This is a genomic window from Actinomadura sp. NPDC049753, from assembly GCF_040674655.1.
GTDB lineage: Bacteria > Actinomycetota > Actinomycetes > Streptosporangiales > Streptosporangiaceae > Spirillospora > Spirillospora verrucosospora.
Genome location: NZ_JBFARL010000033.1, coordinates 14561 through 26231, shown reverse-complemented (window position 1 = coordinate 26231; position 11671 = coordinate 14561). Strand labels below are relative to the sequence as shown.

The following is an 11671-nucleotide window of genomic DNA, read 5'->3' as shown; positions in this document are numbered from 1 at the left end:
CCCATGCCTGATCTTGTCGGACGAGTACGAGAAGATACCGCACGCCAGGTCAGGGCAGGTTAGGCGGGGATTCCAGGGCGGTGAGCTCGATGCCGGGCGCGGCCAGCACGACGTCCCCGGCAAGGTGCACCGACTCGATCTCGCCCGTGGACAGGTCGGTGACCTCGTACTCCGAGACGGGCAGCGGCTCGGTCTCCGTCTCGTAGGCGGACGTCCCGGCCAGCCGCCAGCGCCACGGTGCCGTCAGCGCCGACAGCGACGTCCCGCTCAACCGGACAAGGCGGACATCGGTCTGCGCGCCCTCGTCCAGTTCCAGGGAACGGGCGACCGCGACCAGGAAGCCCGGCGACTCGTGAAGGAAACCCGACGCCCGCTCGCTGTGCTCGGTGCCCGTCTCACCGGCCGCGCGCACCCACGCCAGCCCGCGGCCGGTCACGCCGCCGCGCACCCACCAGCCGGGCGTGACGACCTCGACGCGGATCTGGCGCCAGCGCGCGTCCACGACGAGGTCCACGCGGACGCCGTCGGAGCGCGTGGAGGCGTACCGCCACCCCACGGGCCCGGGCGCGCACTGGAAGCGCTCCTCAAGCCCCCCGTCGAGGTGCAGGTAGGTCCCGGCGGGCACGGGTCACGATCCGATGCGCCAGGAGTGCAGGTAGTCCTCCTGGTCCGGGGTCAGCAGGTCGATGGAGACCGACATCGAGGCCAGCTTGAGCCGCGCGACCTCCGTGTCGATCTCCTTCGGCACGTCGTGGACGGCCGGGGACAGCGACGCGTGGGACGTGGCGAGCCACGCGCACGTGAGGGCCTGGTCGGCGAACGACATGTCCATCACGGCCGCCGGATGCCCCTCCGCGGCGGCCAGATTGACCAGGCGGCCCTCCGCGAGCAGCACCAGGCGCCGCCCGTCGGCCAGCACGTACTCGTCCGTCTGCGGCCGGATCCCGTGGTGCACCTCCACGGCCATGTCGCTGAGGGCCCGCACGTCGATCTCGACGTCGAAGTGCCCGGAGTTCGCGAGGATGGCCCCGTCCTTCATCACGGCGAGGTGGTCGGCGTTCACGACGTCGCGGTTCCCGGTGACCGTGATGAAGACGTCGCCCTCCACGGCCGCCTCCGCCATGGGCCGGACGGCGAACCCCTGCATGGTCGCGTCCAGCGCCTTCACCGGGTCGATCTCGGTGACGACGACGCGCGCCCCGAGGCCCCGCGCCCGCTCGGCGAGGCCGCGGCCGCAGTAGCCGAAACCGGCGATGACCACGGTCTTGCCGGCCAGCAGCGTGTTGGTCGCGCGCACGATCCCGTCGAGCGTCGACTGGCCCGTCCCGTACCGGTTGTCGAACATGTGCTTGGTGTCGGTGTCGTTCACCGCGACCACGGGGAACTTCAACGCGCCCTCGCGGGCCATCTGGTGCAGCCGGATGACGCCCGTCGTCGTCTGCTCGCACCCCGCCTTCACGGTGCCGAGCAGATCCGTCCGGTCGGTGTGCAGGGTGTTGACCAGGTCGCACCCGTCGTCCAGGACGAAGTCGGGCCCGGTCTCCAGCGCCTGGTGGATGTGCGCGTAGTACCCCTCGCGGTCGGTGCCCGCGCGCGCGAACACCTCGGCCCCGTACTCCTCCACGAGGGCCGCGGCGGTGTCGTCCTGCGTCGACAGCGGATTGGACGCCGCCAGCGCCACGCTCGCACCGCCCGCCTGGAGGGTGCGGATGAGCCCGGCGGTCTCGGTCGTGATGTGCATGCACGCCGCGACCTTCACGCCGTCCAGCGGCCGCTCGGCGGCGAACCGCTCCCGGATCTGCCGCAGCACCGGCATGCTCCGATCCGCCCACTCGATCCGCTTGACGCCCTCATACGCCAACGACCGGTCCGCGATATCGCTCATCAACACCCTCTAAGAAGTAGCTGCCGGACGGGGGGACCCCGTCCGGCAGCCCCAAACACGCCTCTCCTCCATCCAACCGTCAGGCGAAGCAGGCCGATACCAGCGATCGCCGTCCCGCAACGACCTCAGCCACCACCGCAACCACGCAATCGCGCAGCGAGCCGAAGCGATGCCAGCGATCGCCCGGTCCCAACGACCTCAGCCACCACCGCAACCACACAACAACCCGGATGGTTGCGATCGCGTCCAAAGGCAGATTCAAGCGAAGCAAGAATCTGATCGCGCAGCGAGCCGCAAGGCGAGCCGAAGCGATGCCAGCGATCGCCCCGCTTTTATCGACGATGGAGGGCCGCCAGGCCCGAAGGAGGAGAAAAAAGCAAGAAAATCAATACCGGTAGTGGTCCGGCTTGTAGGGGCCCTCGACGTGGACGCCGATGTAGGCGGCCTGCTCCTTGGTGAGCTCGGTGAGCTTGACGCCGAGGGCGTCGAGGTGGAGGCGGGCGACCTTCTCGTCCAGGTGCTTGGGCAGGACGTAGACGCCGATCGGGTACTCGTCGGTCTTGGTGAACAGCTCGATCTGCGCGATGACCTGGTTCGTGAAGGAGTTGGACATCACGAAGGACGGGTGGCCGGTGGCGCAGCCGAGGTTCATCAGGCGGCCCTCGGCGAGGACGATGATGGAGTGGCCGTCCGGGAAGCGCCACTCGTGCACCTGCGGCTTGATCTCGATCTTCTCGATGCCCGGGGTCTTGGCGAGCCCGGCCATGTCGATCTCGTTGTCGAAGTGCCCGATGTTGGACACGATCGCCTGGTGCTTCATCCGGCCCATGTGCTCGGCCGTGATGATGTTGAAGTTGCCGGTGGTGGTGACGAAGATGTCGGCGGTGTCGACCACGTCGTCCAGGGTGGTGACCTGGAACCCGTCCATCGCGGCCTGCAGCGCGCAGATGGGGTCGATCTCGGTGACGATGACGCGGGCGCCCTGGCCGCGCAGCGCGTCGGCGCAGCCCTTGCCCACGTCGCCGTAGCCGCAGACGACGGCGACCTTGCCGCCGATCAGCACGTCGGTGGCGCGGTTGAGGCCGTCGATGACCGAGTGGCGGCAGCCGTACTTGTTGTCGAACTTCGACTTGGTGACCGAGTCGTTGACGTTGATCGCCGGGAACGCGAGGGTGCCGGCCTTCGCCATCTCGTAGAGGCGGTGGACGCCGGTGGTGGTCTCCTCGGTGACGCCCTTGATCGCGGCGGCGGCCTCGGTCCAGCGGCCGGGCTTCTCGGCGATCGTGCGGCGGAGGGTGTCGAGGATGATGCCCCACTCCTCGGGGTCGTCCTCGGTGGCGGTCGGCACCGCGCCCGCCTTCTCGTACTCGGCGCCCTTGTGGACGAGGAGCGTCGCGTCGCCGCCGTCGTCCAGGATCATGTTGGGGCCGGTGCCGTCCGGCCACTGGAGGGCCTGGTCGGTGCACCACCAGTACTCTTCGAGCGTCTCGCCCTTCCACGCGAACACCGGGACGCCCTTCGGGTCGTCGACGGTGCCCTCCTTGCCGACGACGACCGCGGCGGCGGCGTGGTCCTGGGTGGAGAAGATGTTGCAGGACACCCAGCGGACGTCGGCGCCGAGCTCGACCAGCGTCTCGATCAGCACGGCCGTCTGGATCGTCATGTGCAGCGAGCCCATGATCTTGGCGCCGCGCAGCGGCTTGGCGGCGGAGTACTCCTCGCGCACCGCCATCAGGCCCGGCATCTCGTGCTCGGCGAGCCGGATCTCCCGGCGCCCGAAGTCGGCCAGCGACAGGTCGGCGACCTTGTAGTCCATGCTTTCGTTGCTCCCTTGGTCATGTGCGCGCCGTCGGGTACGCGAGGTCGTGACGGGCGAGTGCACGGCCGCGTCAACGGGGGCGAGTCTACGGGCGGCGAGCACCCGAAGGCACGGTCGAGGGCGACTTCCTGACACTGATTTGTCAGAATTGGTGCCATGCGTATCACGGAGGCCGCCCGGCGGCTCGGCACCTCGCCCCGGATGCTCCGCTACCGCGAGGCCCTCGGCCTGCTGCCCGCCACCCGCGATGCCGCCCTCACCAGGTCCGGCGGCGGCCACCGCCGCTTCGGGGACGCCGAACTGCGCGCGGTCGCGCTGGCGCTGGCCCTGGAGAAGCGCTACGACATCGGCCCCGCCGAACTGGCCTTCGGCCTGAGAGTCCTGGCCGAACCCCAGGTCCAGGCCCACGTACGCGAACTGGGCGAGCGCATAGGCCGCCTCTCCGCCCCGCCCACCCGAGCCCTGGACTTCGAGAAGGAAAAAGCCCTACGCCTCCTACGCCGCCGCCCCTGAGGGGCGTCTCAGCTCCCGCTTTCGCCAGGGACGACTACGCCGGATTCGTAGGCGAGCATGACCGCCTGGGCGCGGTCGCGGAGGCCGAGTTTGGTGAAGACGCGCGCCACGTGCGTCTTCACCGTGTGCTCGCTGACGAAGAGGCGCTGCGCGATCTCGCCGTTGGAGAGCCCGCCCGCGATCAGGACGAGCACCTCGCTCTCGCGGGCGGTCAGCGTCGCCAGCTCCGACGGCGCCTGCGGGCGGTTGCGCCGCTGCTTGGTGAACTCGCGGATGAGCCGCCCGGTGACCTGCGGGGCCAGCAGGGAGTCGCCGCGCGCCACCACGCGGACCGCCGAGACCAGCTCGTCCGCGGTCGCGTCCTTCAGCAGGAAGCCGCTGGCGCCGACGGCGAGCGCGTCGTAGACGTACTCGTCCACGTCGAACGTGGTGAGCACCAGGACCCGGACGTCCTCCGAGCCGGGCAGCGCGAGGATGCGGCGGGTGGCCTCGATGCCGTCCATGCCGGGCATCCGGATGTCCATCACGACGACGTCCGGGCGGCGGCGCTCGGCGAGCGCGACGGCCTCGCGGCCGTCGCCGGCCTCGCCGATCACGGTGATGTCGTCCTGGGCGGCGAGCAGGGCGGCGAACCCGGCCCGCACGATCGTCTGGTCGTCGACGATCATCACGTTGATCACAGCGGCCGCCCCGGGGGCGGGGGGACGGCGGGGTCAGGGGCGGCCGGGCGGCGCCTGCGAACCGTGTCCACGGATGGAATTCCCCTCACTCGTCACCGGAAGCTCGGCCTCCACCAGGAACCCGCCCTGCGTGGCCGGGCCGGCGGAGAACCGCCCGCCCAGCATGGTCGCACGTTCCCGCATCCCCACGAGGCCGTGTCCGCCACCTGATCCGGACGTCTCCAGGCGGGTGCGCCCGGGGTCCGCCGGGACCGGGCCCGCGGGGCCCGCTCCACCTGTACGCGGGCCGGGGTCGCGGGGGTTCAGGACCTGGGTGGCCGCGGAGGCGCCGCTGTCCTGGACGCGGACCGCGAGCCGGTCGGGCAGGAACGTCAGGTCGACGCGGACGCCGGCGCCGGGCGCGTGCCGCCGCGCGTTGGTCAGCGCCTCCTGGACGATCCGGTACGCCGACAGCTCCACCGTGGTGGACAGGGCGCGCGGGTCGCCGTGCACGTTGAGGTCGACGTGGCCGCCGGCGCCGCGGTGCTGCTCGATCAGGTCGGGCAGCCGGTCGAGGCGCGGCTGCGGGGAGTTCGCCGCCTCCGGTTCGGGGGTGGCGTCGGCGCGCAGCACGCTGAGCAGCCGCCGCATCTCCACCAGCGCCTCCCGGGCCGTCTTGGCGATCTCGGTGTAGCCGGCGCGGGCCTCGGGCGAGAGGCTGTCCATCGTGTACGGGGCCGTCTCCGCCTGCACGGCGATCATGGAGACGGAGTGCGCGACGACGTCGTGCAGCTCCCGGGCGATGCGGGCGCGCTCCCGCATGACGGCCTGCTCCCGCTGGACGGCGGTGAGCCGGGTGAGGGTCTCGTTGGTGCGCTCGGCCGCCTCGGCCTCCGTCCGGCCCGCGGACTCCACGACGCGCCGCGCGTCCCCGAGCCCGATGGCGGCGAGGACCGCGACGATCGGCGCCGGCCAGGGGATGTCGTCGAGCGTGCCGGTCGCGAGGTAGACGACCCCGAGGGCGGCGACGCTGCCGACCGCGAGGACGCCGGTGGACTGGCGGGGCAGCCGCCGTCCCAGCGCGTACAGCGTGTAGAGGGCCGCGAAGCTGGTCGTGACCAGAAGGATCTGCCCGGTGAGCAGGCTCGCGGCGACCGCGCTGAGCACGACCGCGGCGACGGCGCGCAGGTTCTCCCGGCGCCACACCAGCGGGAACGTCGCCGCGACCGCGAACCCGCCCGCCAGGCTGATCGGGGAGTCGACGCGCGGCGCCAGCTCCGCCAGCGCCGCGATCGTCAGCGCGAGGCCGGTCAGCGGCGCGAAGTACCAGGCCGAGACGACCTCCCGCCACGTGTTGATCCAGCGGGGCAGCGGCGCCGTCTGCCCGGGCGCGGCGCCGGGGCCGCCCGCCGCGCCGCCGTTCAGCCGGGCGCCGAGCCTGACCGCGAGCGGCCGCAGGAGCGTGCCGACGCCGGTGAGGATCCACAGCAGCAGTTGCCCGACCCCCGCAACGATGCGGCCGGACAGCCGCCACGCGTGGTGCGCGACGGCTGGGCCGAACCCCGCGGGGTCGGGTCCGGTCCGGGCCTTGTCATCGGTGGTCACCCCTCAATACTGACCGCTGAGGCGGGCAACGGCCTCACCGTGCGGGTGTATGCGGATCGCGGGGATCCGCCTGGAGTACCAGCCGCGTTCCCTCCTTGAGGGGGACGTGCGGAGGAGTGCCGCGAACGTAGTGTCTTAAACGTGACCGCGACGGTGGCCATCGCCGACGTAGGGGGTTCGGCGGGGCCGCCGCGGTCACACCAGAACCGCCCGGTTTCAGGGGTCCGGGCGGGGAGGCATGGGAAAGCACCTCGCCGGACGGCCGCGGCTCGCCTCCTCGGAGGCACTCGCCGGTCTCGCCTGGGCTGGGGTTCGGCCGGCGCCTGCGGCGGCCGCCCGGCGAGGAGTCCCGTGCCCGGCGCGGCCCGTGGAGCGGGCCGCGCGGAGCATCGAGATCAGGACGACGCGGGCGTCTCCGGCTGCGCCTCCACCGCGTGCGCGCGGGACGCCTCGTCCAGCGCCGGCTCCAGGTAGATGAGCTTCGCCTCCGGGATCTGCGCCCGGACCCTCGCCTCCGCCGCGTCGATCCCGCGGGCCACGTCGGCCGCCGTGTCGTCGTGGTTGACGGCGATCTTCGCGGCGATGAGCAGCTCGTCCGGGCCCATGTACTCGGTCCTGATGTGGATGAGGTGGTCGACCTCGTCCACCGACTCCAGCGCCTCGATGATCCGCCGCTCGGTCTGCGGGTCGACGCCCTCGCCGATCAGCAGGCTCTTGGTCTCGATCGCCAGGATCGTCGCGACCGCGCCGAGCAGCAGCCCGATCGCCACGGTGCCGACGCCGTCCCAGACGCCGTCGCCGGTGGCGACCGCCATGGAGACGCCGAGCAGGGCGAGGATCAGGCCGACGAGGGCGGCGAGGTCCTCCAGCAGCACCACCGGCAGTTCGGGGGCCTTGGCGCGGCGGATGAACTTCCACCAGGACTGCTCGCCGCGGACCTCGTTCGACTCCTTGATCGCCGTGCGGAACGAGAACGACTCCAGCCCGATCGCGACGATCAGCACCGCGAACGCCCAGATCGGGGACTTGACCTCCTCCGGGTGGGAGATCTTGTGGTAGCCCTCGTAGAGCGAGAACGCGGAGCCGACGGTGAACAGGACGACCGCGACCACGAACGCGTAGAAGTAGCGTTCGCGCCCGTACCCGAAGGGGTGCTGGGGGGTCCGGTCGCGTTCGGACCGCTTGCGGCCGAGGAGCAGCAGCCCCTGGTTCCCGGAGTCGGCCACCGAGTGGATCGACTCGGCCAGCATCGACGACGAACCGGTGAACGCGAACGCGACGGCCTTCGACGCCGCGATCCCGAGGTTGGCGGCCAACGCGGCGACGATGGCCTTCGTTCCACCCTCAGCACTCATCTACGCAATCCTCGCTCTGAGCTCTTGAACGGCAGGCTCGGACGCGGGGTCCACGCCGAGCGCGATAGCCAAGTAAACCGTGACATAGTCGGCCAACGCGATCAGCGACGCGATCCTCTCCAGCGGATGGTCGCCCTCCGCCCGCATCTCGGTGACCGCCACGCCCCTGTCGCGGGCCAGCGCGGCGGCCGCCTCGGCCCGCCCTCGCGCCCGCGGATGCTCCCCCGCGTCCCGCAGGGAGACCAGGTGCAGGCCGTGCTCCGGCTCGTCCAGCCGGTCGCGGAAGAAGTCGTCCGGGTCGGCCGGGGAGCCGGCCCGCGCGAAGAAGCCGTCGAATATCGCGACCTGGTTCCGGCCGGCCTCCGGGAGCTCCCCGAAGACCGCCGGGTACTTGGCGTTCTCGTTGAGCTGGCAGCACATCCGGTACGCCGCCGCGACGGACGGCTCGGAGGCGCCCCACACGAGCGGCACGTCGCCCGCCAGGTCGAGCGCGAGGCGCTTGGCGGGGTTGACGAACGGCTCGCTGGACGGGCGGCACCGGTGCGCGACGTCCTCCAGCAGCACCGCCGTGGACTCCAGCACGGCGTCGGGGACGTCGGCCAGCCGCAGCGCCCGCGCTGCAAGGAGCAGGGGGACCGTCAGGCCCCACAGCGTGGAGCGCGGCCGCCCGGCGGACCGGACGGGGACGAAGACGCCGCGGCTCCTGCCGGCCAGGTCCGCCAGCGGCGAGTCCTCCCCGCCGACGGCCAGCAGGCGGCAGCCGCGCCGGGCGGCCTCCGCGGCGACCTCCAGGGTCTCCTCGTCGGCTCCCGACGACGAGACCGCGACGACCAGGTCGGCCGCGCCCACCCAGCCGGGCAGCCGGGGGCCGCGCACCGTCGAGATCGGGACGGCGCAGCCCGTGCCGCACACCGCCGCGAGGACGTCGCCCGGGACCGCGCAGGACCCGGTGCCGACGACCACGACCGCGCGGGGCCGGCCGTCCTCGGCCAGCCCGGCGACGCCGGCCTCCTCCGCCGCCCGCCGCGACTCCCGCACCTGGGCCGCCGACGAGGCGACCTGCCGGAGCATGCCGCCGGGATCCGCCGCCTCGGCCGCCTCCGCGCTCTCCAGCCGCGAGGGGTCGAGGGAGGCGCTCACGGGGCGGGGGTCCGGGCCTCGTCCACCAGGAGGACCGGGATGTCGTCGCGCACCGGGTAGGCGTAGCCGCAGGAGCCGGTGCACACGAGCTCGTCAGCCTCCTCGTCGGCGCGCAGGTCGCCGCCGCAGTTGGGGCAGGCCAGGATCTCCAGGAGCCAGGAGTCCAGCTTCATCGTCATGGCAGCGTCACATCTCCCTTGCAGTCACTTTTCCCTGACCCGGTCAGTTCTCCCTGACCAGGGCCAGGACCTCGTCGCGGATCGCCGCCATGGTGTCCTCGTCGCCGGCCTCGGCGTTCAGGCGCAGCAGCGGTTCGGTGTTGGACGGCCGCAGGTTGAACCACCATCCCGCGGCGTCGTCGCGGACGGTCAGCCCGTCGAGCTCGTCGACCTCGACGCCGGGCCGCCCGGCGAAGGCGTCCTTGACCTTCGCGGCGGCCGCGGCCTGGTCGTCGACCTCGCTGTTGATCTCACCGGACGCGACGTAGCGGGTGTACTCGCCGAGCAGCTCCGACAGCGGCCCGTCCTGCTGCCCGAGGGCGGCGAGAACGTGCATCGCCGCCAGCATGCCGGAGTCGGCGAACCAGAAGTCGCGGAAGTAGAAGTGCGCCGAGTGCTCGCCGCCGAACACCGCGCCGGTCTCGGCCATCGTCTGCTTGATGAACGAGTGCCCGACCCGCGTCCGGACGGGGGTTCCGCCGTGCTCGGCGATGATCTCCGGGACGGCCCTGGAGGTGATCAGGTTGTGCACGATCGAGGAGCCCGGGTGCTTGGCCAGCTCCCGGGTCGCCACCAGCGCCGTGATCGCGGACGGGGAGACGATCTCGCCGCGCTCGTCCACCACGAAGCAGCGGTCGGCGTCGCCGTCGAAGGCGAGGCCGATGTCGGCGCCGGTCTCGCGGACCTTGGCCTGGAGGTCGCGCAGGTTCTCCGGCTCGATCGGGTTGGCCTCGTGGTTGGGGAAGGTGCCGTCCAGCTCGAAGTACAGCGGGACCAGGTCGATCGGCAGGCCCTCGAAGACCGACGGGACGGTGTGGCCGCCCATGCCGTTGCCCGCGTCCACGACGACCTTGAGCGGGCGGATCGACGCCAGGTCGACCAGCGTCTTGAGGTGGTCGGCGTAGCCCTTGAGGATGTCGCGCCGCGTCACGGTGCCCGGCTCGCCGTCGTGGGCGGGGACGCCGTTCTCGATCATCTGGCGGATCTCGCCGAGGCCGGTGTCGCGGCCGACCGGCCGCGCGCCGGCGCGGCACAGCTTCAGCCCGTTGTACTTGGCCGGGTTGTGGCTGGCGGTGAACATGGCGCCCGGCAGGTCGAGGCTGCCGCTGGCGTAGTAGAGCATGTCCGTGGAGCCGAGCCCTGCCTCGATGACGTCCGCGCCCTGGGACGTGGCGCCGAGCGCGAAGGCCTCGGCCAGCGGAACCGACGACTCCCGCATGTCGTGGGCGGTGACGATCGCGCGGGCCCCGGTGACGCGGACGAACGCCGCGCCGGCCGCCTCGGCGGTCGCGGGGTCGAGCTCGTCCGGCACCACGCCGCGGATGTCGTACGCCTTGAAGATCTTGGCGAGGTCGCCCACTCCTGCTCCCTGTCCGAAGAACCGTGCGCGGAAAACGGCAGGCTCACGAGCCTACCGGGAAGGGCGGGCGCGACCCGCCGCGGCGTCGGACCGGGGGCCGGGACGGAAGGATCGGGACGGGGCGGGCTTCGCGGTCACTCCTGGCCGGGCTGCGTCCCGGCGGGTTCGGAGCGGAGGACGCGCAGGTGGCCGCGGCGGCCGACCTCGGTGCCCTGCCCGACCGGCTCGTGGCCGGACCCGGGCGCGGGCCTGGCGGCCTCGCGGACCGCGTCGGCGAGGGCCTCCAGGTCGTCGGCGCTGGGCTCGGACTCCTCCTCGACGGGGAGCCGCACCAGCTCCCACCCCATGGGGGCGGTGAGCCGTTCGGAATGCTCGGCGCACAGGTCGTAGCAGTGCGGCTCGGCGTACGTTGCGAGCGGCCCCAGGACCGCGGTGGAGTCGCGGTAGACGTACGTGAGCGTGAACACTGCAGGCGCCTTGCAGGCGGTGCGGGAGCAAGTGCGGACGGGGCTCACGATGGCTGACCGTACCTCCCCCCACCCGGCTCCGCCACCACCCCGGCGCACGTGTCGCCGTTACCGGGCGATTTCCGTGGTAACAACTACATTCCGTGATGACTTCCTGCACGGACCGTGCAGGAAGGGCCGTGCGTGAGGGCCGCCGCGCCGGCGGAGGTACTCTTGGGGCGTGCGATCCCGTGTGGCAGGCGTACGGCGCCGCGATCGGCACGGTCGTGGCCTCCGTGGTCCTCTGACGCCCTCGCAGGCGCCGATCTCACGTACCCGCGCGGAACGGTTCGCCGACCTCGTCGACGACGAGGTCCGGCGGCTGGGCGCGCGCTGGGGTCGCGAACTGGCCCGGGTCGAGTTCGCGGTCGAGGACGTGCCGGGAGTCGGCCCGCTGTTCGACGGGCCCGTCCCGCTCGGCCAGACCCTCCCCGGCGGAGGCGACCGGCCGGTGCGCATCGTCGTCTACCGCCGCCCGGTCGAGGCCCGCGCCGTCGGCGACGCCGAACTCTCCCAGATGATCCGCGACCTGCTCGTCGAGGAGGTCGCCGACCTGCTCGGCCTCTCCCCCGAGTCCGTCGACCCCAGCTACGACACCCCCGACGACTAGA

Annotated in this window: 12 protein-coding genes; 2 read left to right on the top strand and 10 right to left on the bottom strand. The window is 72.2% G+C overall.

Features of this window, described 5'->3' with window-relative positions; translation table 11 throughout:
• Window positions 1-49 precede the first annotated feature (49 nt).
• The 3 genes from AB0K37_RS12085 to ahcY (AB0K37_RS12075) form a co-directional block, all read right to left on the bottom strand.
• The gene (locus AB0K37_RS12085; RefSeq protein ID WP_363978741.1) at window positions 50-625 is read right to left on the bottom strand and encodes a hypothetical protein; all 576 of its coding nucleotides are present in this window, start codon (window positions 623-625) and stop codon (window positions 50-52) included.
• A 3-nt stretch (window positions 626-628) separates the two neighbouring features.
• The gene (gene ahcY, locus AB0K37_RS12080; protein WP_363978738.1) at window positions 629-1885 is read right to left on the bottom strand and encodes an adenosylhomocysteinase; all 1257 of its coding nucleotides are present in this window, start codon (window positions 1883-1885) and stop codon (window positions 629-631) included.
• 385 nt (window positions 1886-2270) lie between these two features.
• Window positions 2271-3701 (bottom strand): adenosylhomocysteinase, encoded by a 1431-nt coding sequence (gene ahcY / locus AB0K37_RS12075; RefSeq protein WP_363978735.1) that lies wholly within the window; start codon window positions 3699-3701, stop codon window positions 2271-2273.
• 159 nt (window positions 3702-3860) lie between these two features.
• Here ahcY (AB0K37_RS12075) and AB0K37_RS12070 point away from each other — a divergent pair, with 159 nt between their 5' ends.
• Window positions 3861-4217, top strand: a complete 357-nt coding sequence (locus AB0K37_RS12070) for a MerR family DNA-binding transcriptional regulator (protein WP_363978732.1) — start codon at window positions 3861-3863, stop codon at window positions 4215-4217.
• A gap of 8 nt (window positions 4218-4225) precedes the next feature.
• Here the strand turns inward: AB0K37_RS12070 and AB0K37_RS12065 are convergent, their stop codons facing one another.
• From AB0K37_RS12065 to AB0K37_RS12035, 7 genes are all read right to left on the bottom strand, one after another.
• Window positions 4226-4897: a response regulator transcription factor gene (locus AB0K37_RS12065; RefSeq protein WP_363978729.1), complete on the bottom strand. Its 672-nt coding sequence runs from the start codon at window positions 4895-4897 to the stop codon at window positions 4226-4228.
• Between the two features lie 33 nt (window positions 4898-4930).
• The gene (locus AB0K37_RS12060) at window positions 4931-6481 is read right to left on the bottom strand and encodes a histidine kinase (protein ID WP_363978726.1); all 1551 of its coding nucleotides are present in this window, start codon (window positions 6479-6481) and stop codon (window positions 4931-4933) included.
• Between the two features lie 395 nt (window positions 6482-6876).
• The gene (locus AB0K37_RS12055) at window positions 6877-7836 is read right to left on the bottom strand and encodes a cation diffusion facilitator family transporter (RefSeq protein ID WP_363978723.1); all 960 of its coding nucleotides are present in this window, start codon (window positions 7834-7836) and stop codon (window positions 6877-6879) included.
• On the bottom strand, window positions 7837-8976 hold the full coding sequence (locus tag AB0K37_RS12050; protein WP_363978720.1) for an SIS domain-containing protein: 1140 nt from the start codon (window positions 8974-8976) through the stop codon (window positions 7837-7839). It abuts the gene before it with no gap.
• Complete coding sequence (locus AB0K37_RS12045; RefSeq protein ID WP_089315918.1) at window positions 8973-9155, bottom strand: Trm112 family protein; 183 nt, start codon at window positions 9153-9155, stop codon at window positions 8973-8975. The genes AB0K37_RS12050 and AB0K37_RS12045 overlap by 4 nt, the downstream gene beginning before the upstream one ends.
• 43 nt (window positions 9156-9198) lie before the next feature.
• The gene (locus tag AB0K37_RS12040; protein WP_363978716.1) at window positions 9199-10554 is read right to left on the bottom strand and encodes a phosphomannomutase/phosphoglucomutase; all 1356 of its coding nucleotides are present in this window, start codon (window positions 10552-10554) and stop codon (window positions 9199-9201) included.
• 134 nt (window positions 10555-10688) lie between these two features.
• Window positions 10689-11069 (bottom strand): DUF3499 domain-containing protein, encoded by a 381-nt coding sequence (locus AB0K37_RS12035; RefSeq protein ID WP_089315916.1) that lies wholly within the window; start codon window positions 11067-11069, stop codon window positions 10689-10691.
• Between the two features lie 172 nt (window positions 11070-11241).
• Between AB0K37_RS12035 and AB0K37_RS12030 the strand changes: the two genes are divergently transcribed.
• The gene (locus tag AB0K37_RS12030) at window positions 11242-11670 is read left to right on the top strand and encodes a metallopeptidase family protein (RefSeq protein ID WP_363978712.1); all 429 of its coding nucleotides are present in this window, start codon (window positions 11242-11244) and stop codon (window positions 11668-11670) included.
• Window position 11671: the final 1 nt, after the last annotated feature.

What these genes read in the sequence shown, in the direction of transcription:
- ahcY (WP_363978738.1), bottom strand. Translation starts at nt 1,885, where the DNA reads ATGAGCGATATCGCGGACCGGTCGTTGGCGTATGAGGGCGTCAAGCGG.
- ahcY (WP_363978735.1), bottom strand. Translation starts at nt 3,701, where the DNA reads ATGGACTACAAGGTCGCCGACCTGTCGCTGGCCGACTTCGGGCGCCGG.
- AB0K37_RS12070 (WP_363978732.1), top strand. Translation starts at nt 3,861, where the DNA reads ATGCGTATCACGGAGGCCGCCCGGCGGCTCGGCACCTCGCCCCGGATG.
- AB0K37_RS12055 (WP_363978723.1), bottom strand. Translation starts at nt 7,836, where the DNA reads ATGAGTGCTGAGGGTGGAACGAAGGCCATCGTCGCCGCGTTGGCCGCC.
- AB0K37_RS12045 (WP_089315918.1), bottom strand. Translation starts at nt 9,155, where the DNA reads ATGACGATGAAGCTGGACTCCTGGCTCCTGGAGATCCTGGCCTGCCCC.